The following is a 25,756-nucleotide window of genomic DNA, read 5'->3' on the forward strand; positions in this document are numbered from 1 at the left end:
CCCCATGGGCGTTGCCGGCGCACCCGCGTGACGGGGACGAAGCCCACCGTCGCGCCCGCGGGGCCCGCCGCCGGGAACCCGTGGTGGACGCTGTCCGCGGTGAGCATGGCGAGCGTGCTGACCGGGCTCGGCGGCAACACCCTCAACGTCGCGCTGCCCTCGGTCGTGCGGCACTTCCACGCCGGCCCGCTGGCCGCCAACTGGATGCTGCTGGCGTTCATGCTCGCCAACACCGTCCTGATCGTGGTGTTCGGCCGGTTCTCCGACATGTTCGGCCGCCGCGCGATGTACCTGTCCGGCCTCGGCGCCTACACCCTGGCGAGCCTGCTGCTCGGCTTCGCCCCGACCGCCTGGACGGTCGTGGGCCTGCGCGTCCTGCAGGCCGCGGGCGGCGCGATGCTGCTGGCCAACAGCGCGGCCATCGTCACCGACGCCTTCCCGCGCGAGCGGCTCGGCAGCGCCATGGGCGTCTACACCGCCTCGTTCTCCATCGCGCAGCTGGCCGGGCCGACCCTCGGCGGCTACCTCACCGACGCCTTCGGCTGGCGCTGGGTGTTCTGGTACAACGTGCCGTTCGGCGCGCTGTGCCTGCTGTGGGGAGCGGTCGCGCTGCGGCCCGTGGAGGCGGACGCGCGCGAGCGCGGCGTCGACGTGCCCGGCAACGCGCTCGTCCTCGCCGGGCTCGGCAGCCTGCTGTTCGGGCTGTCGCAGGTGAACGAGCGGGGCTGGACGAGCCCGGTCGTGCTGGGCGGCGTCGCCGTGTTCGCGGTGCTGCTCCCGGTGTTCCTCGCCGTCGAGCGCCGCGCCGCCCGTCCCGTCGTCGACATCGGGCTGTTCCGGGACGTGCCGTTCGCGCTCGGGCTGCTCGCCACGTTCCTCAACGCGACCGCGCGGATGGGCGCCGTGGTGCTGCTGGCGTTGTTCTTCCAGTCCGCGCAGGGCGACGACCCCTTCACGGCCGGGCTCAAGGTGCTGCCGATGTCGGCGGTCGCGGTCGTGGCGTCCACCGGCGCGGGGTTCCTGGAGAACCGCGTCGGCGCCCGGACCATGACGGTGCTCGCCACCTCGCTCACCACCCTCGGCCTGCTCGAACTGCTGGCGGTGATCGGGCGGGACGTGGCGTACGCGCCGGTCGCGGCGGGACTGATGCTGCTGGGCGCCGGGTCGGGCATGTTCCTGCCCTCCAACGCGACCGCGCTGCTGCGCGGCCTGCCGTCGCACCGGCTCGGCGTGGTCAACGCGATGCGGCTGATGGTGCAGAACACCGGGATCGTGGTCAGCACCGCGCTGGCGTTCTCCCTCATCGCGGGCCCGGTGCCGGCGGCGCTGCGCGCGCACGTCTTCGCCGGGGACCTGTCGCGGGTGTCGGGCCAGGGCGTCCAGCAACTCGTCATCGGGTACCGGTACGCGCTGGCCTGCATGGCGGCGCTGTCGGCGCTCGCCGTGCTGGCCTGCCTCGGCACCCGCCGCGCGGAACGCTCCCGCTAGGCGGTGGCCTCCACCTCGGCGCGGGTCAGTACGGGGTCGGGGGCGGCGGGCGCGGTCGTGGCGACGACCGGGGCCGAGACGCCGCCGGCGACGCGGGCCTTCGCCTGCCGGAACTCCGGCAGCGGGCCGGTCGCGTCGTACAGCCCGTTGAGCGCGATCCAGAGGGCGCTGCGGCGCATGCGCAGCACCAGCGGGTTGGGCCGCTGGTAGAGGGCCAGCTTCTGCGCCCATTCGGGGAGCATGTCGCGGGCCGCCCAGTCCATGAACGGGCTGCCGGGCTCCCAGGGCTTGGTGCCGTTGCCGCGCAGGTTCGGTCCGGTCCCGAACGCCTTGATCGGCGTGACGGCCAGGCGCGGCAGGTAGGACTCCAGGCACTCGGCGACCTCCGCCTTCGTGGCGGGCAGGTCGGTGCCGCCGAGCGCCTCCCCCACCCGGACGAACTCGCCGTAGTAGCGGTCGAGGTCGGCGCCGCGCAGCGGCTTGCGGTGGTAGCGCTCGTGGGCCGTCGCGAGCCCCCACACCACGGTGGCGTAGTTCCAGCGCAGCCACTCCGGGTCGTCGGCGTCGTAGGGCAGGCCGTCCGGGCGGGTGCCCTTCACGGTGTGGTGCATGGCGCGGACGGTGCGCGCCAGCCGCTCGGCGGTCTCGGTGGAGCCGTAGGCGGTGCCGATGAAGAACGACAGCGAGTGGCCGAGCCGGACGGCGGCGCCCTCGGGGTCGATGCCGCCGGTCGGGACGCCGTCCACCCGCTCGGGGATGCGGGAGTGGTCGTAGGCCATCCAGCTGATGCTGGGGTCGAGGCCCTCGATGTAGGCGGCGCCGACCAGGCCGAGGACCAGCGTCGGCAGGTGCGAGTGGACGTACCAGACCGCGCTGTCCGGGCCGAACCAGCCCGGGTCGCCCTGCGGCCCGGCGAACTCCAGGCCCCGGAAGAACCGGGACCGGATCTCGGCGTCGAAGGCCCGCTCGAATCGTGCCGCGAGGGGGTTGGTTCTCGGTGCCATCCCGGCGCTCCCGTCAAAGTCTGGCTACGGCCGTGTCCAGACCTCAGGGTAAGCGTCTGGGTACATGCGTGTCCAGACTTGGTATCGTGACCGCCATGGCGAACGCCCGGACGGCCGCGAACACCCGGTGGGCGGGCGTCCCCGCCGCCCGGCGCCGCGACGAGCGGCGCGACATGCTCGTCCGGGCCGCATACCGGCTGTTCACCGCGGGCGGCGAGGCGGCCCTGGCCGTCCGCGCGGTGTGCCGCGAGGCCGAGCTGCACACGCGCTACTTCTACGAGAACTTCGCCGACACCGCCGAGCTGCTCGCTGCCGTCTACGACCAGCAGGCCACCGCGCTCGGCGACGTCCTGGCCCGCGCGGTCGAGGACGCGGGCCCGCGCCCCGACGCGCGCACCCGGGCCGGCATCCGTGCCGTCCTGCGGTTCATCAGCGAGGACCCAGGCCGCGGCCGCGTCCTGTTCGCCGAGGCGCGCGGCAACGAGGTCCTCGCCGCCCGCCGCCGCGCCGCGCAGACCGCGCTGCTGGAGGGCGTCCTCGCGATGACCCGCGACCAGAGCCCGCCGCTGCCCGTCGTCATCGCCGCCACCATGTTCACCGGCGCCATGACCGAGCTCGCCCAGCAGTGGGCCGACGGACGCCTCGGCGACGACCTCGACGCCGTCGTCGACACCGCCGTGACCCTCTCCCTCGCCATGCGCTGTTAGCCCCCGGTCGCGGGAGTGGTCACCGGGCTTCCGAGGCCACTGCGCCTCGACGGGCCGCCGCCGTTCGGTGGAGGGCGAGGGCGGCCGTGCCGGTCGTCAGGGTGACCGCCAGCCCGGCCAGGACGTGCCGCTGCCGCCGTGTGCGCCGTTCGACCCGCGCATAGGGTTCCGTGGAGAACGAGACGAGCTCGTACCGGGACATCCACCGGCCCGGCAGGGCGCGCTCCATCGCGTGGTCGGCCTTCCGGGCGAGCTTGAAAGCCGGTGAGGCGACCTTCTCCCGCATCTCCGTGAAGTTCTCGAGCGCCATCCTGCCGATGGCGTCCGCGTTGTCCTTGCGGCGCTCCTCGTACAGCGGCAGCGCGCGGTCCCATCGGCCGGCGGTCTCGGTGAGGCAGCGGTCGAGTTCGACGACGTCCTCGAAGGCGCAGTTGGCGCCCTGCCCGTAGAACGGGACGATCGCGTGGGCGGCGTCGCCGATCAGTGCGGCCCCGCGGCCCGACACCAGCCACCTGTCGCAGTGCACCGTGCCGAGCCTGCCCACCGGGTTGCGGAGGTAGTCGTCCACCAGGCCGGGCGAGAGCGGCGGCACATCGGGGTAGCGGGTGCGGAAGTGCCGCTCCACGGCCGCCGGGCCGTCGAGCGCGGCGAACCCGGACGCGCCGTCCCGCGGCCAGAACAGCGTGCAGGTGAACGACCGGTCGGGGTTGGGCAGCGCGATCATCATCGAGCCGCCGCGCGGCCAGATGTGCAGGGCTCCGGGATCGAGGGCGAACTCCCCGCCGGCCGCGGGGATGGTCAGTTCCTTGTACCCGTGGTCGAGGAACGCGACCTTCTCGCGGACGGCGCCCGACGCCGCCATCTGCGCCCGCACCGCCGATCCCGCGCCGTCGGCTCCGAGAATGACCGCCGCGGCGGCGTGCACCGTGCCGCCGAGGGTCTCGAACCTCAGCGCGCCGGTCGCGAAGTCGGCTCCGGTGAGCCGGTGGCCGAAGTGCACCCGCACTCCGGGCGCGGCCTCGGCGGCGTCGAGCAGCGCGGCGTTGAGCGCGCTCCGGCCGATCGAGTGGATCGCCTTGCCGCCGTCCCGGCTGTAGGGCTGGAAGTCCAGGCCGCCGGCCACGGGGTGGATCATCCGGCCGCTCATCGGCAGCGCGCCCGCCATGACGCGCCGTTCCAGGCCGATCCGGCGCAGCGCGTCCAGGCCCCGCTCGGACAGGGCGAGGTTGATGGAGCGGCCGCGCTCGGCGCCGCCGGCCCGGGGGTCGGACCGGCGCTCGTACAGGGCGACCCGGTGGCCCCGCCTCGCGAGGTAGCAGGCGAGGAGGGAGCCGGTGAGGCCGGCTCCGACCACGGCGATCTCCTGTGGTGTGCTCATTGGATCGCGGACCTTTCTAGATGTGGGTGCGGGCCGACCACAGCTCCGGGAAGACCTCCCGGTCCAGGCTGCGCCGGAGCCACTGGACGCCGTTCGAGCCCCCGGTGCCGGCCTTGGCGCCCATCGCCCGCCGGACCGAGGCCAGATGCCGGTGGCGCCAGTCGCCGAACCCCTCGGAGACCGCGGTGAGCGCCTCGCCGAGCAGGCGCAGGTGGTTGCCGGGTCCGGCGTCGCCGTAGATCTCCACCCAGGCGGCCTCCACCGCGGGATGCGGCTGGTGCTCGTCCGAGAAATCCCTGCCGAGAAGGTCCGCCGGGATGTCGTGCCCCGTGCGGGCGAGCAGCGCGACCACGTCGTCCCAGACGCTGGGCGACCGCAGGGCCTCGGCCAGTTCGGCGTGCACCGCGGGCTGCCGCCTGAAGGGCCGGATGAGAGAGGCCGTCTTGAGTCCCAGGAGGAACTCCAGCCGCCGGTACATCGCGGACTGGAAGCCGGAGCCCTCGCCGAGCAGGTCGCGGAACCGGTTGAAGTCGGCCGGGGTCATCCAGCGCAGGCACTGCCAGCCGGCGTTCAGGCCGTCGAGGTGCAGCGCCGCCCTGCGCGCCGGCAGCAGGGCCCCCCACACGTCGTCGGCGCGCAGCAGCCGCTGGACCTCGCGCAGTTCGTGGTGGACGAGCCCGAAGTACAGCTCCATCACCTGGCTGATCACCAGGAACGACATCTCGCCGGGGTCGTCGCTCAGCGTCCGCTGGAGCGTGTGCAGGGTGTCGGCGTTCACGTAGGCGTCGTAGGGAACGCGTTCCGTGAAGGCCAGCGTGGGCTCGCCCCCGCTCGCGGCGGCGCGCTCGGCGCGCTCCCGCTCGGACGCGGGCCGGATCGATGATGCGAGATCGGTGCTGGTCAACGCTGCCCTCCTCGTGGCTCGGCGATGTGACGTGGTGTTAATGATCTGATAGGAGATAGGCCGTAGTACATGCCGATTCGAAGGCATCAAGCCGGATATGGCACTGCATCAGCTTCATTTGGCCAAGTTGGGTTTCAGATTGGGAGGATCACCATGGACGAGACCGACTGGCTGCTCCTCGCGCAGCTCCAGGCGGACGCGCGGCTGTCGTTCAGCGAACTGTCGCGGCGGGTCCACATGTCCCCGCCCGCGGTCGCCGAGCGCGTGCGCCGGATGGAGGAGGCGGGCGTGCTCACCGGTTACCGGGCGCAGGTGGACCCGGCCCGCGTCGGGTGGTCCGTCGTCGCGTTCATCCAGATGTCCTGTTACGGGCCGCGGTGCGTGCTGCGCGCCCCCGAGGTGGCGGAGTGGCCCGAGATCCGCGAGATCCACCGCGTCACCGGCGCCGCGTGCAGCCTGCTGAGGATCGCGGCGTCCTCCATGGACGCCTTCGAGTCGCTGATCGACCGGCTCGCCCCCTTCGGGCAGCCCACCAGCACGATGGTGCTGTCCACGCCGCTGGCCTGGTCGCCGATCACCTCCCCCGACGCCCCGGCGGCCCCCTGACCCGTGAGTGGGAGGCGCGCCCCGGTACGCGGTGGTCCCGCGCACCGAGGCGCGCGGGACCACCGCGCGGGCGGGGGGAATCAGACGGCCCGCGCGGCGGGCTCGGGCGCGGGCTCGGGCTCGCGGAGCGGGAAATGGCACGCGGCGACGTGGCCGGGACCGAAGTCGCGCAGCACCGGCTCCTCCTCGGCGCACCGGGCCTCCGCGCGCGGGCAGCGCGTGCGGAAGCGGCAGCCGGACGGCGGATCGAACGGGCTGGGCATCTCGATGGCGCCGCCCGCCTGGTCGCCGGCCTCGGCGCCCGCGTCCCCCGCGGCTCCGGCGCCCGGCTCCGGCACGGGGATGGCGGCGATCAGCCCCGCGGTGTAGGGGTGCGCGGCGCGCAGGTAGACGTCGTCCGGCGAGCCGATCTCGACCAGCTTCCCCAGGTACATCACCCCGACCGTGTCCGCCAGGTAGCGGACGACGGTGAGGTCATGGGAGATCACCACGAAGGTGAGGTCGTGCTTGGCCTGGAGCCGCCGCATGAGGTTGAGCACCTGCGACCGGATCGACACGTCCAGCGCGCTCACGGGCTCGTCGGCCACGATCACGCGCGGGTTGAGCGCCAGCGCCCGGGCCAGCGCGATGCGCTGGCGCTGCCCGCCGGAGAACTCGTGCGGGTGCCGGTCCAGGACGTCGTGCGGCAGCCCGACCTCGTCCAGGAGGCCGTGGATCGCCGCGAGCCGCTCCCCGGCCGTCCCGACGCCCTGCGCCGCGAACGGCTCCGCCAGGGCGGCGCCGACGCGCATCCGCGGGTCGAGCGCGTCGAGCGAGTCCTGGAACATCATCTGCAGGTCGCGGCGGTGCCGGCGCAGCTCCCGCCCGCGCAGGCGGGCGAGGTCGCCGCCGAGCGCGGTGACGCCGCCGGACGAGGGCTTCTCCAGCGCGACGAGCATCCGGGCCAGCGTGCTCTTGCCGGAGCCGGACTCGCCCACGAGCCCGAAGGTCCGGCCGCGCGGCACCTCGAACGACACTCCGGAGACGGCCTTGACGCTCCGCGCCGGACCGCGCAGCGGCCGGCCGGCCGGGTACTCCTTGACCAGGTCCTCGACGACCATCACGGGGTCGGCTGCGCCGGCCGCGGGCGCCTCGGGCCCCGTGGTCGCCGGCGCGGCGTCCGCCGCGGGCGCGGCCACCTTCGCGGGGCCGGGCGCCGCCGCCGGGAGCGGGCCGTCGACCGGGTGCCAGCAGGCCACCGTGTGCCCGGGCCGCGGCTCGGTGAGCGCCGGCGCCTCCGTCCGGCAGCGGTCGTCGGCGCGCCCGCAGCGGTCGGCGAAGCGGCATCCGGCGGGCGGGGCGGCCAGGTCCGGCGGGGAGCCGGGGATGGAGAACAGGACGTCCTCGCGCCGCTGGGTCAGCCGCGGCGTGCACGCGAGCAGGCCCTGCGCGTACGGGTGGCGCATGCCCGTGAACAGCTCGGCCGTGCCGGCGCTCTCGATGACGCCCCCGGCGTACATGACGCCGACCCGGTCGACCCACTGCGCGACGACCCCCATGTCATGGGTGATCAGCAGCATGGCCATGCCGAGCCGCTCCTTGAGGTCGTGCAGCAGCCGCAGCACCTGCGCCTGCACGGTCACGTCGAGCGCCGTGGTCGGCTCGTCGGCGATCAGCACCTTCGGCTCGCAGGACAGCGCCATGGCGATCATGACCCGCTGCCGGAGCCCGCCGGACAGCTCGTGCGGGTACTGGCCGAGCCGTTCGGCGGGGCCGGCGATGCCGACCATCGCGAGCATCTCCAGGGCCCGGTCCCGCGCCTCCTTGCGGCTCGCGCCGCGGTGCAGCCGGACCGGTTCGGCGATCTGCTCGCCGATGGTCCTGGTGGGGTTGAGCGACGTCATCGGGTCCTGGAAGACCATCGCGATCTCGTTGCCGCGGATCCGCTGGTAGCGCCGCTCCGGCAGGTCGGCCAGCTCGCGGCCCTCCAGCCTGATCGACCCCCCGGTGACCCGCCCGCCCGGCGGCAGCAGCCCCATCACCGACAGGCCGGTCATCGACTTGCCGGAGCCCGACTCCCCCACCAGCCCGAGCGTCTCGCCCCGGCGCAGGGTCAGGTCGACCCCGTCGACGGCGCGGACCTCCGACCGGCTCGTCCGGATGCTCGTGCACAGCCCCTCGACCGCCAGCAGGGGCTCCTCGCCGGTCCTCACATCGCCACCTCTCGCGCCGGCGGCCATCAGCGCCGCCTCAGCCGTACGTCGATCGAGTCGCGCAGCGCGTCCCCGACGAAGTTGAACGCCATGACCACCAGGACCAGGCAGCCGCCGACCGGGTAGATCAGCCACCAGGAGCCGTCGAGCAGGGAGCTCACGCCCTTGGACAGCTGGGTGCCCCACTCGACGGCCGGGTAGTTGAGGCCGAAGCCGAGGAAGCCCAGCAGCGACACCGCGATGATCGCGTCGGCGACCTGGAAGGTGATGTTCACGATCACCACGCCGAGCGCGTTCGGGATCAGGTGCCGGACGATGATCCGGGCCTTCGTCGCCCCCATCACCGTCGCGGCCGCGACGAACCCGCGCGAGCGCAGCGCCAGCACCTCGGCCCGCACCAGCCGGGCCGGCGCGAGCCAGGAGAACGCCCCGAGGGTCAGGCTGAGCGACAGCACCGTGGAGCTGAACCGGGTCGCGATGATCAGCACGATGAACAGGAACGGGATCGACAGCAGCGTGTCGACGACGCGCATCATGACCGCGTCGGCGAGGCCGCCCGCGAGGCCCGCGACCGTCCCGTAGAGGGTGCCGATCGCGGTGGCGATCAGCGCCGCGAGCAGCCCGATCTGCAGGGACGCCTGGCCGCCCTTCATGATCCGCCCGAGGACGTCGAAGCCCTGCGCGTCGGTGCCGAGCGGGTGCCCGCCGCCGGGCGGCAGCATGCTGTTCACCGGGTCGACGGAGATCTGCTCGGTGACGTAGAGGTGCGGGCCGACGAAGCAGAACAGGACGAAGAACACGATGATGCCGCCGCCGAGGACGGCGAGCCGGTTCCTGGTGAACTCCCGCAGGGTGAGCCGGCCGCCGCGCGTCCGGCCAGGGGGACGGGTCCCCGGCTTCTCGGGCGCGGTGAGCGCCGTGGTCCGGTCGGTCGCCGATTCGGTCATGCCCGCCGCGTCCTCGGGTCGGTGACCGCCACGAGCAGGTCGGCCACGAGATTGCCCAGGACGGTCAGGGTCGCCGCGATCAGCGTGTAGCCCAGCAGCACCGGATAGTCCTGGTTGTTCAGGGCGTTGAAGAACAGCAGCCCCAGCCCCGGGTAGTTGAAGACCGACTCGACCACCAGGTTGCCGGCGAGCAGCAGCGGGATCGACATGCCGATCAGGGTCACCAGCGGCGCGCAGGCGTTGCGGAGCAGGTGCCGGGTGAGGACCATGCGCATGGACAGGCCCTTCGACCGCGCCACGGTGATGTAGTCCTGCGCGAGCTGGTCGAGCGCCGCCGACCGCTGGTACCGCGAGAAGAGCGCGACCGTCACGCCGGTCAGCGTCAGCACCGGCAGCAGCATGGCGCGCGGGTCGGTGAAGATCACGAAGGCCGAGCTGGACTGGGACGCCTGCGCGGGAAGGACGCCCAGCCCCATCGCGAAGACCTGGATCAGCAGCATCGCCAGCAGGAAGACGGGCATCGAGTAGGCGACGAAGGTGAGGGTCGTCAGCACGGTGTCGCCGATGCCGCCGCGCTTCACCGCCTGGAAGACGCCGAGCGGGACCGCGATGCCGATCGCCAGGATCAGCGCCACGGCCGACAGCAGGGCGGTCCGCCCGGCGTTCTCGGCCACCAGCGCGTTCACGCTCTGGTTCAGCTTGTAGGAGTACCCGAGGTCGCCGTGCAGCAGATGCCCCAGGTAGCTGAGGTACTGCACGACGATCGACCGGTCGTAGCCGTGCTCGTGCTCGAACGCGGCCACCGCCCCCGGGCTCGCCTGGACGCCGAGGATGGCGCGGCCGGGCGAGCCGGCCATCCCGTGCAGCAGGACGAAGGTGATCACCGAGACGCCCAGGATCACGATCACCGACGTCGCGAGCCGCCGCAGCGCGTACTGGATCACGTTCCGCCTCCTTTCCGTGTCGCGGTCCCGGGCGTCGCCGGGACGCCGGCTAGCGCGTGTACCAGTACTCGGGGGTGAGCACGTTGGCCGGCAGGTTGGCGAACGAGCCGGTCGGGCCGGACAGCGTCTTCTTCCAGGCCCAGATGGTCTGCGCGGCCGGCAGCCACAGCACGGGCAGGCCGGTCCGCAGGTGCTCGACCTCCGCCTGGACGGCCCTGCGGTCGGCGCCGTGCACCGAGGCGTCGATCAGCCTGTCGGTCTCGGGGTCGCCGAAGGCGCCCACGTTGCCCGAGCCCTTGGTGTCGAAGATCCCGGACGCGGTCGGGTAGGGCGGGGTGCTGAAGCCGCCCCAGGTCGACATGGCCCACTCGCCGGCCTTCGACGGCGCCGCCGGGACGTTGTAGTTCTGGATCAGGAAGCTGAACGTCTTCGGCGCGACGGTGATCGCGATGCCGAGCTTGCGGGCCTCCGAGGCGAACGCGGTGCTGACCGCGCTGTGCAGCTGCGGGCCGCTGCGGTAGAAGAGGTTGAACTTCATCGTCTGGCCCTGCGGGATCCCGGCACCGCACTGCGACGGCCCGGTGCCGGGGCGCTCGCAGGTCGTGGCGCCGTTCGGCACCACCTTCCAGCCGTGGTCCTCCAGCAGCTTGCGTGCGGCGGCCGGGTCGTAGGGATAGGGCGCGGTGGCGGTGCTTCCGGAGACGTAGGGCGACGTCGCGGGCGCCGTGCCGTAGCTCTCGACGGCCGCGCCGTTGTAGATGCCCTTGCTGGCGATGTACCCGGGCTGGTCGATCAGCCGCTGCAACGCCTGCCGGATGTAGAGCTGGGCGTAGAGCTTGCCGACGTTGTCGGTGGTGTCCTTGAAGTTGAGCATGATGAAGTTGAAGCCCAGGGCCGGAGCGCCGTAGACGTTGTAGCCCGCGGCCTTCAGCGCCGACACCTGCCCCACGTTGCTCTGGTCGACCGTGGCCATCGCCAGCCTGCCGCTCAGCAGCTGGTTGAACTTCGCGCTCTCGGAGGTGAACGGCCGGAAGTTCAGCGTCGCGAGGTGCGGCTTCTGCGGGCCGCCGTACGCCTTGTTCGCGGTCATCGAGTAGGCGTTCGTCGTCACGTCGAAGCTGCTCAGCTTGTACGGGCCGTCCACCGTCTGCCAGAGCGGGTTCTTCGCGAACGAGGCGGGGTTCCGCGACGCCTTGTCCAGGTAGGCGTAGATCGCCGCGGCGTCCTTCGCAGAGGCGTGGTCGCCGCCGCCGGCGGCGCGCGACCACTGCTCGGCCGGCAGCGGGACGAGCGAGGTCAGCTCGTCGGCGGTGAACCACTCGGGGTTGTAGGCCTCCTTGAGCTTCAGCGTCACCGTGTTCTGCGACGTCGCCTTCGCGTCGGCGACGTTGTCGGGGAACTGGCCGGGCGTGTAGCTGCCCCAGTTCGCCGGGCTCTTCTTCAGCGCGGCCTTCAGCAGGTCGATGAAGAACACGACGTCGTCGGCGTCGACGGGCGTGCCGTCCGACCAGGTGTAGCCGTCGCGCATGGTGATGGTGACCGTCTTGTTCCCGTCGGAGAACTGCGGCGGGGACGCCAGGCTGAGGCTCTCGTCGATCTTGGGGCTGCCGCCCTGCGGGAACCAGTAGAGCGGCCGGTACATGAGCCGCTGGAACTCGTAGGTCACGTAGGTGGAGTTGAAGGCGCCGGGCACGATCGGCAGCATGTAGAACGGCCCGGCTCCCGGCTGCTGCGCTATGTCGATGGCGCCGCCGTCCTTGGGCGTCCCCGACTGGGCGGGGATGGAGCCGAAGGTCGGCGACCCCGACTTGTGCTTCGTCGTCCCGCCGCCACCGCCGCCGCACGCCGCCAGCGGCAGCACGGCGGCCAGTGCCCCGGCGAGGAGCGCGTACCGTGTCCGGCCGCCCCGGGCGCGCGCCGTGCGGCGGCCCGATGTCCGTGCACTGCCCGTGCCGATGCAGGTGTTGATGCCCATGCGCGCCCGCTCCTGTGTCGTGTCCGTGGCGGGGGGAATCGCGTGACTCCGCTTCTCGGCGGCCGTCAACTCCCCCAGACCGCCTTCGCGTAGTTGTGGAAGTTCAGGCCGAGGATCTTCTCGATCCGGGTGGAGGAGTAGCCGCGCTCGGCCAGCAGCCGCGCGAGCTCGCGGAACTGGTCGACGCCGCGCAGGTCGACCACGAACGGGAAGGTGTCGGCGCGCTCCCCGGCGGCGGACGCGCCGGCGGCCTGCCGCTGCGCCACCTGCTCGGCGAGCAGCGCCCGGTAGCCGTCCAGGTCGTCGATCGCCGTGATCGTCCCGTCGGTGCCGATGCCGACGTGGTCCTCGCCGCAGACGTCGACCGCGTGCGCGATGTGCTCCACCACGTCCGCGGCCGTGGCGTGCCCCGACGCGTTGACGAACGGCATGAAGTAGATGCCGACGAACCCGCCCTTCGAGGCGACGAGCCGGAGTTCCTCGTCGGTCTTGTTGCGCGGCAGGTCGACCAGCGCGCGGCAGCCCGTGTGGTTGATCGAGATGGGCTGCGTGGACGCGCGCGCGGCCTCCAGGCAGGTCCGCTCGCCGCTGTGCGAGAGGTCCACCATGACGCGGTGCTCGTTGAGCGCCTCCACGACCTGGCGTCCGAGCGGTGTCAGGCCCCGGTCGCCGGGCGCCATCGAGCCGTCGCCGACCTGGTTGGCCTGGTTGTAGGTGAGCTGGATGATCCGCACGCCCAGGCCTGCGAACTCGGCGACCCGTTCGGGGCGGTCCTCCACGGCGGCGGCGTTCTGGAAGCCGTAGATGATGCCGATCCTTCCCTGCCGCTTGGCCTCGGCGATGTCGGCGGCGGTGTCGATCCGCATCAGGTCGCGCGGGTGGGCGGCGATGATCGCGTCCCAGGTGCGGATCTCGTCCAGGGTGTGCCGGTAGGGCGGGAAGTCGCCGAGCGTGTATCCCAGGGTCACGTTGATGGCCGTCACGCCGGAGGCGTGCGCGTCCGCGAGGGTCCGCTCGTCGATGGTCAGCTGGTCGCTGGTCTGGACGAGCGCGCCGGACGCGGAGGCCGACGCCGGGGCGTTCGGATTGTCCAGCCCGCCGAGCGCGTTGACGACGATGAGGTCCTCGATGTCAGCGCTCACGGGGCGCTCCTTCCTGGGCGCCGGCGCCGGCGCGGTCGTAGTCCGCCCGGTCGTAGCGCCGGCCGCGCTTGACGGTGGTGACGATGCGGCGCAGGTGGCCGATGTCCTCGCAGGGGTCCGCCTCGACGACCACGAAGTCGGCCCGCTTGCCCGGCTCGACGGTGCCGACCGTGTCCTGGAGCCCGATGGCGGCGGCGCCGGCGGAGGTGGCCGCGCGGATCACCTCGTGCGGCGGCATCCCCATCGCGTGGACGAGGAAGTGCAGCTCCTCGTGGAGCGAGGGGAACGGATCCGCCGGCTGTGTCTCGTAGTCGGTCCCGGTGCAGATCGTGACGCCCGCGCGCCGTGCCCGGTCGATGAGCCTTCGCAGCACGTCGGGGGCGAACTCGGCCGCGCCGGGCGCGCTCGACGGCAGCCGCGCCACGAGGCTCGCGGTGGCGTCGAGGATCGTGCCGCGGCGCCGCATGTCGGCGAAGAGCGCGTCGAGGGCGTCCACCGGCGCGTCGAGGAGCCGACGGTAGGTGTCCGCGAGGTGCCCGCGCTGCCGCCGGTACTCGCCGGGCCGGTCGCCGGGGATCTCGTGGGCCAGCATGTGGGCGTGCGAGACCACGTCGGTGCCCGCCGCGACGACCTCGCCGGGCATGGCGGGGAACACCGCCGCGTGCGCCCACACGAGCATCCCCTGCCGGTGGGCCTCCTCGGCGATCCGGGTGACCGTCGCGGCGTCGAGGTCGGCGTAGATCTTGATGGCGACCGCGCCGGTGCCGCGCGCCGCGGCGACGGCCAGCCGCAGGTCGGTGTCCGCGTCGACCGCCTGCATCCAGGGGACGGTGCCGGGCGTCGCGCCCTGGGTCACCTGCCACGTGCGCGGGTCGTCGAAGAAGCCCGGGCCCGCCATCAGCGCCGCGCAGTGCACGTCCGGGCCGGGGATCTCGCCGACCAGTGACGCCCGCGCGAGGTCGGCCATCTGCCGCAGGTCGCCGGCCATCTCGCGGATCGCGGTGACGCCGCCGTAGATCTGCCGCCGCATGAACGCCTCCGCCTGCGCCCGGTTGGGCGGCGTCGACAGGTGCTGGTGCGCGTCGACCAGGCCGGGCAGCAGGAACGCGCCCTGCAGGTCGACCGTCTCCGCGCCGGCCGGCACCGCGGCGCCGAGGTCGGCGTCGGGGACGACCGCGGTGATCGTCGGCCCGTCGGTCACCACCGCCATGCCGTGCCGGACCGGGCCGCCGGTTCCGTCGATCAGCGAGACGCCGCGGTAGGCCGTCGCCCGGCCCGGTTCGGGGGCGGCGAAGGGAGTGGGGGCGGGGTCGTTGCCCGCGACCGGGGGCTCGTCCTTGTCCGTCATGGCGATCGCACGGTCTCCGTTCTCGGTCCCGGGTGGCTGGCGCACCCCTCGGACCAGGTTTGTTACATAGAACGTAACAAGTGTTACAACATTAGCAACGTCTGCTAATGTGCGTCAAGAATCGGAAAAGCCCGCTCAGCGACCGTGGAGGGAAGTTGCCCAGACCGGCGAGCTCTGCCGTGGACAAGGCTCTGGATCTCATCGAGTCCGTCGTGCGGGCCGACCGCCCGCTCCGGCTGAGCGAGGTGGCGAACGAGGCGGGGATGCACCGCGCCACCGCCTACCGCATCCTGGTGGACCTGGTCAGACGCGGCTGGATCATGCGCAGCGAGGACCACTACCTGCCGGGTCCGGTGGTGCTCCAGTTCTCCGAGGCAGCGGCCGCCAACTCGCTGGTCGTGCTGGGCCGGCCCGTGCTGCGGGCGCTGTCCGACCGGACGGCGATGATGGTGAACCTGCAGGTGCTCGAACCCGAGGGCGCCCGGGTGATCGACGTCGTCCGGCCGCCCCGGCTGGCGATGATCAACGATCTGCTGGGCGAGCTGCTCCCCGTCCACAAGTTCGCCGGGCCCATGGCGCTCGTCTCCGCGCTGGACGAGGCCGCGCAGATCCCCTACCTGCGCGCCGCCGAGCAGCAGGGGCATCCGCCGGAGCGCCGGGCCGAGCTGCTGGCCGACATCGAGCGGACCCGGCGCACGGGCTTCGCGCTGGAGCGCGGGCGCAACGAGGAGGTGATCGCCTCGCTCGGCCGCGCGGTGCTCGCCGGCAACGGCCGGCCGCTGTGCGCGCTCACGATCGTCGGCCTGGACAGCGAGTTCGACGATCCCACGCTGACCGGGCTCCAGGACCACCTGACCGCGGCCACGGCGGAGCTGGAACGCGCCCTGGCCGGCCCGGACGCCGGAGTCGGCGTTGGCTGATCCCGCATGCGGCGTGCTCGTCCTCGACCGGGAGGCGACCAGGGCGGCCGCACCGCCCGAGGCGGTACTGGAGGCGGTGCGCACCGCCCTCATCGCCGTCGCCGCCGGCGAGGTCTCCGCGCCGCCGCGCGTCGCGGCCCGCTCGGGGCGCGGCCTGCTGGGCGCGATGCCCGGGCACGTGCCCGGGCTGGGCTTGTCGGCAAAGCTCGTGTCGGTCTTCCCCGGCGCCGCCGCGGGCGACCACGGCGCCCACCGCGGCATCGTCGCCCACTTCGACGCCGAGACCGGGCGGCCGCTGGCCGTCATGGACGCCGAGGCGATCACCGCGGTGCGGACGGCCGCCGCCGCGACGGTCGCCATGCGCGCGCTCGCCCGGCCCGGCGCCTCCCGGATCGCCGTGATCGGCACCGGAACGCAGGCGCGCGCCCAGATCGCGCTCATCGCGCCGATGGACGGCGTGGAACTCGTGGTCGGCGCGCGCGATCCGGGCAAGGCCGAGCGGCTGGTCGCGGGCCTGCCCGCGGCAGCGGCAGCGGCCGGCGTCGAGGCGGCGGTCAGGTCGGCCGACGTCGTCTTCTGCTGCACGTCCAGCCGGGAGCCGGTCCTGCGGCGCTCGTGGCTGCGCGACGGCGCCCACCTCAGCTCGGTCGGCGGGTCCGACGGCCCGGAGTTCGGCGCCGAGACGCTGCGGGCCTCGGCGCTGTTCGTCGAGTGGCCCGGCGCCGTGACCGAGCCGCCCCCGGCCGGTGCCTGGGAGCTTCAGGGGACCGACCCCGCAGACGCCCGTCTCATCGGCGACGTGCTCGCCGGGAGGCGTCCCGGTCGCGGCTCGGCCGCGGAGCTGACGCTCTTCAAGTCCACCGGCCACGCCGCGCTCGACGTCGCGGCGGCCTCCGTGGTCTACCGCGCGGCCCGCGAGCGCGGGTTGGGGATCGCCGTCGACCTCTAGCCGGGTTCCGGTCCCTGCTCCGGCTCGCGTCACATTCGGATGTGCGGCCGGCGCATAACAGTCGTCCCGTTTCCGGGTGCTCTCCTTCGCGATCGGCGCCGCGCGGAAGGGCGGCTCGCCAGCCCTCTCCCCCGCGTTCGGCGTATGCCGGGACGCGCTCCTCCTCGTTTTCGGAACGCGGTCCGGAACCGGCCGCACCGCCTGCGGAAAATGCGTTCGCCCGGCCCGGAGGGTTCGGGGCAGCATGAAGGCCGCGGCGGCGTGGGAGGGTGCGTGGTTCTGGCAGGGGCACGAGAGGGTTCTCAGGACGGTCCGGCGCCCCGCAGGCGGGCGGTCCTGCTGGCCTTGCGCCACTACTGCGGCGTCCTGCGCCGCGAGTGGCGGGTCTCGGTTCCGGCGATGACCTTTCCGGCCCTCGGGAACACCTGCCTGTACTACCTGACGCCGCTGGTCGTGGCCGCTCTGGTGGGGCATCTCGCCGGCAGCGGGGACGACGGCCCGGCCGCCCTGCTCCCCTTCCTTCTCGCCTTCGCCGGGCTGATGCTCGCGGGCGAGGCGCTCTGGCGAGCGGGACTGCACTGCCTCAACCGGACGGACGGCCGGGGGATCGAGCGGCTCGGCGTCACCGGAATGGAAGAGCTGCTCGCCAAGGAGACCGCCTTCTTCCACGACAACTTCGCCGGCGCGCTGACCAAGCGGATCCTGAACTTCTCCAGCGGGTTCGAGGACTTCGCCGACACGCTCGCCTTCTCGATCATGGCCAACGTGATCCCGCTGGCGTTCGCGTCGGTGGTCCTGTGGCGGTACCACCCGGCCCTGGTCCTGGTGCTCGTGGGGATGATCGTCCTGACCGGCCTGCTGATCGCCCCGCTCATCCGCCGCCGGCAGGCGCTGGTGGACGCGCGCGAGGCCGCGAAGGTGCGGGTGTCGGGCCACGTCGCCGACGTGGTGACCAACATGGAGACGGTCCGCGCGTTCGCCGCCGAGGACCGGGAGGCCGGTGAGCACCGGGCGCGGATGGCCGAGCAGTACCGGCTCTCGCTGCGCTCCTGGGACTACGCCAACCTCCGGGTCGACATGATCGTCGCGCCGATGTCGATCCTGACCAGCGTCCTCGGCCTGCTCGCGGCGGTGGCGCTGCGCGGCGGCCTCGGGGTGGAGGCGGTCGTGGTGACGTTCACCTACTACACCAACGCCACCCGCATCATGTTCGAGTTCAACCAGGTGTACCGGCGGATCGAGAGCACGCTCACCGAGGCCGCGCAGTTCACCGAGCTGCTGCTGGCGCCCCCGGCCGTCGTCGACCCGACCGATCCGCAGCCGCTGCGCCCGGCCGACGCCTCGGTCCGCTTCGAGCGGGTGGTCTTCGCGCACGGCGACGGCCCGCCGCTGTTCGACGGGCTCGACCTGGAGATCCCCGGGGGCGCCAGGATCGGGCTGGTGGGCCGGTCCGGCGGCGGCAAGAGCACCCTCACCCGGCTGCTGCTGCGCCTGATGGACGTCGACGAGGGCCGCATCCTGGTCGGCGGCCAGGACATCGCGCGGCTGCGCCAGACCGACCTGCGCGGCCTGATCGCGTACGTGCCGCAGGAGCCCGCGATGTTCCACCGGTCGGTGCGCGACAACATCGCGTTCGCCCGGCCGGGCGCCACCGAGGAGGAGATCCTGCGGGCCGCGCGGGCGGCGCACGTCACCGAGTTCACCGACGGCCTCCCCGACGGCCTCGGCACGCTGGTCGGCGAGCGCGGCGTCAAGCTCTCCGGCGGCCAGCGGCAGCGCGTCGCGCTGGCCCGCGCGATCCTGCGGGACGCCCCGATCCTGCTTCTGGACGAGGCCACCAGCGCGCTGGACTCCGAGAGCGAGATCCTCGTCCAGGAGGCGCTGTGGCGCCTGATGCGCGACCGCACCGCCTTGGTGGTGGCGCACCGGCTGAGCACGGTCGTCCGGATGGACCGGCTGGTCGTCCTCGACCACGGCCGCGTCGTCGAGCAGGGCTCCCACCGGGAACTCCTCCAGTCCAAGGGCCCGTACTCCCGGCTGTGGCACCACCAGTCCGGCGGCTTCCTCACCGAGGAGGACGACGAGGAGGCCCTGGACCGCCGTCCGGCGTGACGCCGCGGCCCGCGCGTCGGCCGCCCTCCATCCAATCAACGCCATAATTGTTGACAATTTGGGCGACAGGATTCAGGATCGGTGCTGATCGGCCCTGTTCGGGGGCGGGTTCCGTCTGCTGTGGAGGAGTCTGAATGAGCACCGACGCCGCCAGTCCGCTGCTCGTGGTGAGCGCCCACGCGGGCGACTTCGTGTGGCGCGCCGCGGGCGCGATCGCGCTGGCCGCCGAGCGCGGGGACCGGGCGAAGGTGGTGTGCCTGAGCTACGGCGAGCGCGGGGAGTCCGCGCGGGCGTGGCGCGAGGGCAGGGGCCTGGAGGAGATCAAGGAGCTGCGGCGGGGCGAGGCGGAGGCCGCGGCGGCCGAGCTGGGCGCCGAGATCGAGTTCCTGGACGCCGGCGACTACCCGCTGCGCGAGACGCCGGAGCTGGTGGACCGGCTCGTCCGGGTGTACCGGGAGTTCGAGCCCGCGGTCGTGCTGACGCACACGCTGGCCGATCCGTACAACGGCGACCATCCGGCGGCGGCGCGGATGGCGTTGCAGGCGCGGGTGCTGGCGCAGGCCATCGGGTACGACGCGCCGGGCGAGCCGCTGGGCGCTCCCCCGGTGTTCCTCTTCGAGCCGCACCAGCCGGAGCAGTGCGACTTCAAGCCGGACGTCCTGCTGGACATCACGCCGGTGTTCGAGCGCAAGCGCAAGGCGATGGAGTGCCTGCCCGCGCAGGTGCACATGTGGGACTACTACACCGACCTGGCCAAGCGGCGGGGCGTCCAGCTCAAGCGGAACGCGGGCCCGAACCTGGGCCTCCCCCACGAGACGATGGCCGAGGCGTACGTTCGCGTGTACCCGCAGACGACGGGGGTGCTGGCATGAGGACGGTGGTGGTGACCGACCCGCCGCGCGCGGACGCCGGCGCGGTCGACGAGCTGGGCGGCTTCGGGGTCGCGACCGTCCACGAGGCGATGGGGCGGACCGGCTACCTCGGGCCGGGCATCCGCCCGGTGCACCTCGGCACGCGCGTCGCCGGGACGGCGGTGACGGTGCTGTCGTGGCCGGGCGACAACCTGATGATCCATGTCGCGGTCGAGCAGTGCCGGCCGGGCGACGTGCTGGTGGTGACGACGACGTCGCCGTGCACGGACGGGATGTTCGGCGAGCTGTTCGCGACGGCGCTCCAGTACCGGGGCGTGCGCGGGCTCGTCATCAACGCGGGCGTGCGGGACGTGGCGGACCTGCACGCGATGGGGTTCCCGGTGTGGTCGGCGGCCGTCAGCGCGCAGGGCACGGTGAAGGCCACGCCGGGCGCGGTCAACGTGCCGGTGAGCATCGGCGGCCAGGTCGTCCGGCCTGGCGACGCGATCCTCGCCGACGACGACGGCGTGGTCTGCGTCCCTCGCGAGGAGGTCGCGGACGCCGTGGAGGCGGCGCGCGCAAGAGAGCAGAAGGAGGACGCGACCCGCGCGGCGTTCCAGAAGGGCGAGCTCGGCCTCGACCGGTACGGGCTGCGCGACCGGCTCCCCGAGATGGGCATCGAGTACGTCTCCTACAGCGAATACGGCAAATCATGAGTGCCGGGGTCCGCTGCATGATGATGCGCGGCGGGACGTCCAAGGGCGCCTACTTCCTCGCCGACGACCTGCCCGCCGACCCCGCCGAGCGCGACGATCTGCTGCTGCGGGTCATGGGCACGCCCGATCCCCGGCAGATCGACGGGATCGGCGGCGCGCACCCGCTGACCAGCAAGGTCGCGGTCGTCTCCCCCTCGGAGCGGCCGGACGTCGACGTCGAGTACCTGTTCCTGCAACTCGGCGTCGAGGAGCCGACCGTCTCCGACCGGCAGAACTGCGGCAACCTGCTCGCCGGGATCGGCCCCTTCGCGGTCGAGCGCGGCCTCGTCGCCGCCGGGCCCGGACGCAGCAGTGTCCGGATCCGGATGGTCAACTCCGACAGCGTCGCGACCGCGACGTTCGCGACGCCGGACGGCGCCGTCGACTACGACGGGGACACCGTGATCTCGGGCGTGCCGGGGACCGCCGCGCCGATCGTCCTGGACTTCGAGGACACCGAGGGGTCGGCGTGCGGGGCGCTGCTGCCGACCGGGAACGTCCGCGACGTCGTCGACGGCATCGACGTGACGTGCGTCGACAACGGGATGCCGGTCGTGGTCGCCGCCGCGTCCGACCTCGGCGTCACCGGCTACGAGGACCCCGCCGACCTCGCGGCCCTGCGCGACCGGATCCAGTCGCTGCGGCTGGCGGCCGGGAAGCTGATGGGCCTCGGCGACGTGGCGGAGGCGTCCGTCCCGAAGACCACGCTGGTCGCGCCGCCCCGCGCCGGCGGGACGATCTGCACCCGCACCTTCATCCCGCTGCGCGTGCACGCCTCGATCGGCGTGCTCGGCGCCGTCACCGTGGCGACCGCGCTGCTGATGGACGGCGCGGTCGGCCACGACCTCGCCGCGTTTCCCGCGCCGGGCGTGCCGATGAGCATCGAGCACCCCACCGGCCGGCTGGACGTCGAGGTGGAGCTCGACGGAACGTCCGTGCGGCGCTCCAGCATCGTCCGCACCGCCCGCAAGCTCTTCGACGGAACCGTCTTCCCCCGGAGGTCCCTTTGATCACGCACGAGATCGCGCACGTCGGGAGCGTCGAGCTGCTGACGCCCGAACCGGACGAGAGCCTGCGGTTCTTCACCCGCGTCATGGGCCTGACCGAGGTCGGCTCCGAGGGCGACTCGGTGTACCTGCGGACGTGGGACGACTACGAGCACCACACCGTCAAGCTGACCGCGCACGGCACGTCCGGGATCCGCCGGACCGCGCTGCGCACCTGGTCGCAGGAGGCCCTCGAACGGCGCGTCAAGGCGATCGAGGAGTCGGGGCTCGGCGTCGGCTGGCGCGACGGCGACCCCGGCGTCGGCCCGACGTACGTGTTCCGCGACCCCGACGGCCACGAGCTGGAGCTGTACTGGGAGAGCGAGTGGTACGAGGCGCCGCCGGAGCTGAAGCCGTCGCTGAAGAACCAGGCGCAGGCGTACCCGGCGCGCGGCGTGTGCGTCCGGCGGCTCGACCACGTCAACTACCTGGCCGCCGAGGTCGAGCCGAGCACCGAGTTCCTGATGGAGACGCTGGGCGGCCGCACCACCGAGCAGATCCGGCTCGACAGCGGCGACATCGCCGGACGCTGGCTGCACTTCACCAACAAGTCCTACGACATCGTCTACACCCGCGACTGGACGGGCGCCAACGGGCGCCTGCACCACATCGCGTTCGCCACCGACACCCGCGAGGACATCCTCCGCGCCGCCGACATCTTCCTCGACCACGGCGTCTTCATCGAGACCGGGCCGCACAAGCACGCCATCCAGCAGACGTTCTTCCTGTACGTCTACGAGCCCGGCGGCAACCGCATCGAGCTGTGCAACCCGTGCGCGCGGCTGGTGCTGGCGCCGGACTGGAAGCCGATCACCTGGACGGAGGCCGAGCGCGCCAAGGGCCAGGCGTGGGGCCTGAAGACGATCGAGTCCTTCCACACCCACGGCACCCCGCCCCTGTGACGTTGAGTTGCGGCGAGTCGTGGTTATGGCGCGTTCCATAACCACGACTCGCCGCAACTCAACGAGAGCGGGTCAGGGTGAGAGGCGGCGCAGGAGGTCGCGGCTGGCGGCGGCCATCGTCGGCGGGACGTCGAGCTCGGTGAGCATGTCGGCCGCCGCGGCCATCTCGGCGGCGCGGCGGACGGCATGCTTGTGCGTCCCGTCGACGAGGCGGTCCACGGTCGGCTCCCCCGCCGCGACCAGCTCCTCGACGATGTTGCCGCGCAGCCAGTCCTCGCAGCCGGCCGCCCGCGCCGCCTCCAGCGCCTCCACCACCGACGCGGCCAGGCCCTTGAAGAAGACGCTGCGCAGCAGCTTGCGGGTCGCGGCGGCGCCCGCCTCGGCGTCCATGACCTCGACGGACGCGCCGAGCCCGGTGAGGATCCGCGCGGCGTCCGCCGCTGCGTCGCCGCTGGCCAGCATGGGGGTGTACAGCCCGCGGCCCGGCACCGGCGCCATGATCGCGATGTCGGCGAACCGCACGCCGGCCGCCCGCGCGACGGCGGCCAGCTCCCGCTTGAGCCCCGGTGACGCGGTGTTCATCTCCGCCCAGACCGCGCCGGACGCGCCCGCGAGCCCGGCGCGCAGGGCGTCCATGGCGTCGTGCGCGCTGTTGACGCTCAGCACGAGGTCGGCACCGGACGCCGCGTCGGCCTCTCCGGTGCAGGGGATCGTCCCGTCCGGCGTGGGGACGGCCGGGTCGTAGGCACGCACGGCGGCGCCCGCCGCGACGAGGTCGCGGGCGATGGCGCCGCCCGCCTCGCCCAGCCCGAGCACGGCGACGGCCGGCTTCCGCCCGGTACCCTGCGACATTCCGGCCTCCTCGCTCCGGCGGCGCGCTCGCGCCGCCCGCTAGACTAGGTCGCGACAAAATTGGCGACAATATCTTCGCACGCGGTTCCAGGGGAGGGACAGTGCCGACAGCCGACGACCGGGACACCGGCCGCCCGGTGGTGACCGGGATCCGGGAGGCGATCCTCGCCGGCGAGTTCGTCCCCAACCAGCGGCTGGTCGAGGCCGACCTCGCCGAGCGGTTCGGCGCCAGCCGCGCCGCGGTCCGCGCCGCGCTGCTGGAGCTGGCCAACGAGGGGCTGATCGAGCGGGTGCAGAACCGCGGCGCCCGGGTGCGCGCGGTGTCGCTGGAGGAGGCCGTCGAGATCAGCGAGCTGCGCATGGTGATCGAGGGCCTGTGCGCGGCGAAGGCGGCCGAGCGGATCACCGAGGACGGCGTCCGGCTGCTGACCGAGATCGGCGACGCCATGCGCGCGGCCGTCGCGGCGGGCGACGTGTTCGGCTACTCCCGGCTGAACGAGCGGCTGCACGGCGAGATCCGCGAGATCAGCGGCCAGCGCACGGCCGCCCGGGTGCTGGAGCGGCTGCGCGCGCAGAGCGTCCGGCACCAGTTCAAGCTGGCGATGCACCCCGGCCGCCCGGCGGTGTCGCTGCCCGAGCACCTGGCGATCATCGAGGCGATCCGCGCCCGCGACCCCGAGTCCGCCGAGCGGGCCGCCCGCGAGCACCTGCGCAGCGTCATCCGCACCCTGCCCGAGGCCGACCGCACCCGCCCGCACGGCAACGGCCCGGCCCGCTAGGCCGCACCCGGTCCCGGCGGTCCCAAGTTCCGGCCGGTCAGACCCGATCCTGGGCAACGGATTGATCGCCGTCGCGGCAGTGCCTAGATTGGCGGGTGGACCCCGTCCGCCAGCATCGTCCCGGTGAGGGAGCCGCCATGTCCCCGCGCACACGACCGCCGTTCCGCGCCGACCACGTCGGGAGCCTGCTGCGCCCCGCCGACCTGCTGGCCGCGCGCGACGACCACGCCCAGGGCCGCATCGACGACCGGCGCCTCGCCGAGGTGGAGGACGCCGCCGTCCGCGACGTGGTGGCGATGCAGCGCCAGGCCGGGCTGCGCAGCGCCACCGACGGCGAGTTCCGCCGCACGTCCTGGCACATGGACTTCATCTACCGGCTGGGCGGGATCAGCCCGGCGGACGAGAAGATCAAGGTCAGGTTCCGCAACGAGTCCGGCGACCTGGAGTTCAGCACGGCCGCCCTGCGCGTGCACGACCGGGTCCGGCTCGAGGAGACGATCTTCGCCGACCACTTCCGCTTCCTGCAGGACGTCGCGGGCGACGGCGTCACGCCGAAGCTGACGATCCCGTCGCCGAACATGGTCCACTACCGGGGCGGGCCCGCGGCGATCGACCCGAAGGTCTACCCGGACATCGAGGAGTTCTGGGCCGACCTCGCCGCCGCGTACGCCGAGCAGGTGCGGCGGATCGCCGGCCTCGGCTGCCGCTACCTGCAGCTGGACGACACCAGCCTGGCCTACCTCAACGACCCCAAGCAGCGCGCGATGATCGCCGAGCGCGGCGACGACCCCGACCACCTGCACCTGCGCTACATCCGGCAGATCAACGCGGCGCTGGCCGGGCGCCCCGACGACCTGGCCGTCACCACGCACATGTGCCGGGGCAACTTCCGCTCGTCGTGGACGGCCGAGGGCGGCTACGACTTCGTCGCCGAGGCGCTGTTCAGCGAGCTGGACGTGGACGGGTTCTTCCTGGAGTACGACGACCCGCGCTCCGGCGGCTTCGAGCCGCTGCGGTTCGTCCCGCCGGGGAAGATGGTCGTGCTCGGCCTGGTCACCACCAAGCGCGGCGAGCTGGAGTCCAAGGACGAGCTGAAGCGGCGCATCGACGAGGCCGCCCGGTTCGTCCCGCTGGAGCAGATCTGCCTGTCCCCGCAGTGCGGCTTCTCCTCCACCGTCGAGGGGAACGCGCTGACGGCGGACCAGCAGTTCGCGAAGCTGCGGCTCATCGCGGAGACCGCCGAGGAGGTCTGGGACTGAGCCCTGGGCGCCCTGGCGCGGCTAGCCGGTCGCGGACATGAGGTGTTCGAGAGCCGTGACGGCATGCGCGCGGTGCACGTCGAGGACGCGGACGGCCTCGTCGGCGTCCCCGTCGCGCAGGGCGGCGAGCGCGGCGCGGTGTTCGCCGATGACGCGTTCGCGGTTGACGCCTTCGCCGTAGTAGATGGAGCGGTAGGCGTCGGTGGCGTCCCACAGCGTGCGGATGAGCCGGACCAGGCGCGGCATGCCGGCGCACTCGTAGAGCGCCATGTGGAAGGCCCGGTTGGCCGCCGCCATCGCCAGCACGTCCCCGGCCAGCGCCGCGGCCTCGACCTCGTCTTCGGCGCGGTCGAGGGCGGCGAGGTCGGCGGCGGTCATCGACGCGGCGGCGCGGCGGACCGCCTCCTCTTCCAGCAGGGTGCGGATCCGGTAGACCTCGCGCAGGTCGTCCAGGGACAGTTCCTCGACGTAGTAGCCGCGGTGCGCCCGGTAGGTGACCAGTCCCTCGCCCTGCAGGGTCTTGAGCGCCTCGCGCAGCGGGACCCGGCTGACGCCGAGCTCCTCGGCGACCACGTCCTGGCGGATCGGCGCGCCCGGGCGCAGCCGGCCGCTGGTGATGGCGCGCCGCAGCTCCTCCAGGACGAACTGCTGGGCCGTCGGAGGCCGTCGGGGCTGCTGGGTGGTCACCGGCTCAAT

Annotated in this window: 23 protein-coding genes; 12 read left to right on the forward strand and 11 right to left on the reverse strand. The window is 73.1% G+C overall.

Annotated elements, in window-relative coordinates:
* Positions 1–27 precede the first annotated feature (27 nt).
* A complete protein-coding gene (locus QP089_RS24520) occupies positions 28–1,488 on the forward strand; it encodes an MFS transporter (protein WP_285914270.1) in 1,461 nt (486 codons plus the stop codon).
* Here QP089_RS24520 and QP089_RS24525 read toward each other — a convergent pair.
* Positions 1,485–2,492 (reverse strand): oxygenase MpaB family protein, encoded by a 1,008-nt coding sequence (locus tag QP089_RS24525; RefSeq protein ID WP_285914272.1) that lies wholly within the window; start codon positions 2,490–2,492, stop codon positions 1,485–1,487. The two genes, QP089_RS24520 and QP089_RS24525, sit on opposite strands and share 4 nt — an antisense overlap.
* A gap of 86 nt (positions 2,493–2,578) precedes the next feature.
* Between QP089_RS24525 and QP089_RS24530 the strand changes: the two genes are divergently transcribed.
* Positions 2,579–3,199, forward strand: coding sequence for a TetR/AcrR family transcriptional regulator (locus tag QP089_RS24530; protein ID WP_353070615.1), 621 nt, complete (start codon positions 2,579–2,581; stop codon positions 3,197–3,199).
* A gap of 19 nt (positions 3,200–3,218) precedes the next feature.
* On the opposite strand, the gene QP089_RS24535 is transcribed toward QP089_RS24530, so the two are convergent.
* Both QP089_RS24535 and QP089_RS24540 read right to left on the reverse strand, forming a co-directional pair.
* Positions 3,219–4,577: an FAD-dependent oxidoreductase gene (locus QP089_RS24535; protein ID WP_285914273.1), complete on the reverse strand. Its 1,359-nt coding sequence runs from the start codon at positions 4,575–4,577 to the stop codon at positions 3,219–3,221.
* 16 nt (positions 4,578–4,593) lie between these two features.
* On the reverse strand, positions 4,594–5,481 hold the full coding sequence (locus tag QP089_RS24540) for a tryptophan 2,3-dioxygenase (RefSeq protein ID WP_285914274.1): 888 nt from the start codon (positions 5,479–5,481) through the stop codon (positions 4,594–4,596).
* A 153-nt stretch (positions 5,482–5,634) separates the two neighbouring features.
* On the opposite strand from QP089_RS24540, the gene QP089_RS24545 reads away from it, so the two are divergent.
* The gene (locus QP089_RS24545; RefSeq protein ID WP_285914275.1) at positions 5,635–6,087 is read left to right on the forward strand and encodes an Lrp/AsnC family transcriptional regulator; all 453 of its coding nucleotides are present in this window, start codon (positions 5,635–5,637) and stop codon (positions 6,085–6,087) included.
* Positions 6,088–6,167: 80 nt separating this feature from the next.
* Here QP089_RS24545 and QP089_RS24550 read toward each other — a convergent pair whose 3' ends face one another.
* The 6 genes from QP089_RS24550 to QP089_RS24575 all read right to left on the reverse strand — a co-directional run bounded on the left by QP089_RS24550 (position 6,168) and on the right by QP089_RS24575 (position 14,635).
* Entirely contained in the window at positions 6,168–8,279 is a 2,112-nt protein-coding gene (locus QP089_RS24550; protein WP_285914276.1) for a dipeptide ABC transporter ATP-binding protein, read from the reverse strand.
* 26 nt (positions 8,280–8,305) lie between these two features.
* A complete protein-coding gene (locus QP089_RS24555) occupies positions 8,306–9,226 on the reverse strand; it encodes an ABC transporter permease (RefSeq protein ID WP_285914278.1) in 921 nt (306 codons plus the stop codon).
* Positions 9,223–10,170, reverse strand: coding sequence for an ABC transporter permease (locus QP089_RS24560; protein WP_285914281.1), 948 nt, complete (start codon positions 10,168–10,170; stop codon positions 9,223–9,225). The genes QP089_RS24555 and QP089_RS24560 overlap by 4 nt, the downstream gene beginning before the upstream one ends.
* Positions 10,171–10,219: 49 nt before the next feature.
* The gene (locus QP089_RS24565) at positions 10,220–12,145 is read right to left on the reverse strand and encodes an ABC transporter substrate-binding protein (protein ID WP_285914283.1); all 1,926 of its coding nucleotides are present in this window, start codon (positions 12,143–12,145) and stop codon (positions 10,220–10,222) included.
* Between the two features lie 65 nt (positions 12,146–12,210).
* Entirely contained in the window at positions 12,211–13,287 is a 1,077-nt protein-coding gene (locus tag QP089_RS24570; RefSeq protein WP_285914284.1) for a dipeptidase, read from the reverse strand.
* Complete coding sequence (locus QP089_RS24575) at positions 13,277–14,635, reverse strand: amidohydrolase family protein (RefSeq protein ID WP_285914285.1); 1,359 nt, start codon at positions 14,633–14,635, stop codon at positions 13,277–13,279. The genes QP089_RS24570 and QP089_RS24575 overlap by 11 nt, the downstream gene beginning before the upstream one ends.
* Before the next feature lie 179 nt (positions 14,636–14,814).
* Here QP089_RS24575 and QP089_RS24580 point away from each other — a divergent pair, with 179 nt between their 5' ends.
* From QP089_RS24580 to QP089_RS24610, 7 genes are all read left to right on the forward strand, one after another.
* Entirely contained in the window at positions 14,815–15,555 is a 741-nt protein-coding gene (locus QP089_RS24580) for an IclR family transcriptional regulator (protein ID WP_285914287.1), read from the forward strand.
* A complete protein-coding gene (locus QP089_RS24585; RefSeq protein WP_285914289.1) occupies positions 15,548–16,504 on the forward strand; it encodes an ornithine cyclodeaminase family protein in 957 nt (318 codons plus the stop codon). Before QP089_RS24580 ends, QP089_RS24585 begins: the two co-directional genes overlap by 8 nt.
* Before the next feature lie 273 nt (positions 16,505–16,777).
* Positions 16,778–18,616 (forward strand): ABC transporter ATP-binding protein, encoded by a 1,839-nt coding sequence (locus tag QP089_RS24590; protein ID WP_285914291.1) that lies wholly within the window; start codon positions 16,778–16,780, stop codon positions 18,614–18,616.
* Between the two features lie 134 nt (positions 18,617–18,750).
* Entirely contained in the window at positions 18,751–19,488 is a 738-nt protein-coding gene (locus QP089_RS24595) for a PIG-L deacetylase family protein (protein WP_285914293.1), read from the forward strand.
* Positions 19,485–20,183: a 4-carboxy-4-hydroxy-2-oxoadipate aldolase/oxaloacetate decarboxylase gene (locus tag QP089_RS24600; RefSeq protein WP_285914295.1), complete on the forward strand. Its 699-nt coding sequence runs from the start codon at positions 19,485–19,487 to the stop codon at positions 20,181–20,183. The genes QP089_RS24595 and QP089_RS24600 overlap by 4 nt, the downstream gene beginning before the upstream one ends.
* Positions 20,180–21,232, forward strand: a complete 1,053-nt coding sequence (locus tag QP089_RS24605) for a 4-oxalomesaconate tautomerase (RefSeq protein ID WP_285914297.1) — start codon at positions 20,180–20,182, stop codon at positions 21,230–21,232. The genes QP089_RS24600 and QP089_RS24605 overlap by 4 nt, the downstream gene beginning before the upstream one ends.
* Entirely contained in the window at positions 21,229–22,170 is a 942-nt protein-coding gene (locus tag QP089_RS24610; protein WP_285914299.1) for a catechol 2,3-dioxygenase, read from the forward strand. Before QP089_RS24605 ends, QP089_RS24610 begins: the two co-directional genes overlap by 4 nt.
* A 72-nt stretch (positions 22,171–22,242) precedes the next feature.
* Here QP089_RS24610 and QP089_RS24615 read toward each other — a convergent pair whose 3' ends face one another.
* Positions 22,243–23,022 (reverse strand): NAD(P)-dependent oxidoreductase, encoded by a 780-nt coding sequence (locus tag QP089_RS24615; protein WP_285914300.1) that lies wholly within the window; start codon positions 23,020–23,022, stop codon positions 22,243–22,245.
* Between the two features lie 101 nt (positions 23,023–23,123).
* Between QP089_RS24615 and QP089_RS24620 the strand changes: the two genes are divergently transcribed.
* Together QP089_RS24620 and QP089_RS24625 are read left to right on the forward strand one after the other, a co-directional pair.
* Positions 23,124–23,801, forward strand: a complete 678-nt coding sequence (locus tag QP089_RS24620) for a GntR family transcriptional regulator (protein WP_285914302.1) — start codon at positions 23,124–23,126, stop codon at positions 23,799–23,801.
* Between the two features lie 137 nt (positions 23,802–23,938).
* A complete protein-coding gene (locus QP089_RS24625) occupies positions 23,939–25,060 on the forward strand; it encodes a 5-methyltetrahydropteroyltriglutamate--homocysteine S-methyltransferase (protein WP_285914303.1) in 1,122 nt (373 codons plus the stop codon).
* A 21-nt stretch (positions 25,061–25,081) separates the two neighbouring features.
* Here the strand turns inward: QP089_RS24625 and QP089_RS24630 are convergent, their stop codons facing one another.
* On the reverse strand, positions 25,082–25,747 hold the full coding sequence (locus QP089_RS24630; protein ID WP_285914304.1) for a GntR family transcriptional regulator: 666 nt from the start codon (positions 25,745–25,747) through the stop codon (positions 25,082–25,084).
* Positions 25,748–25,756: the final 9 nt, after the last annotated feature.

Origin of the sequence: Actinomadura opuntiae, assembly GCF_030283205.1 — a bacterium.
GTDB lineage: Bacteria > Actinomycetota > Actinomycetes > Streptosporangiales > Streptosporangiaceae > Spirillospora.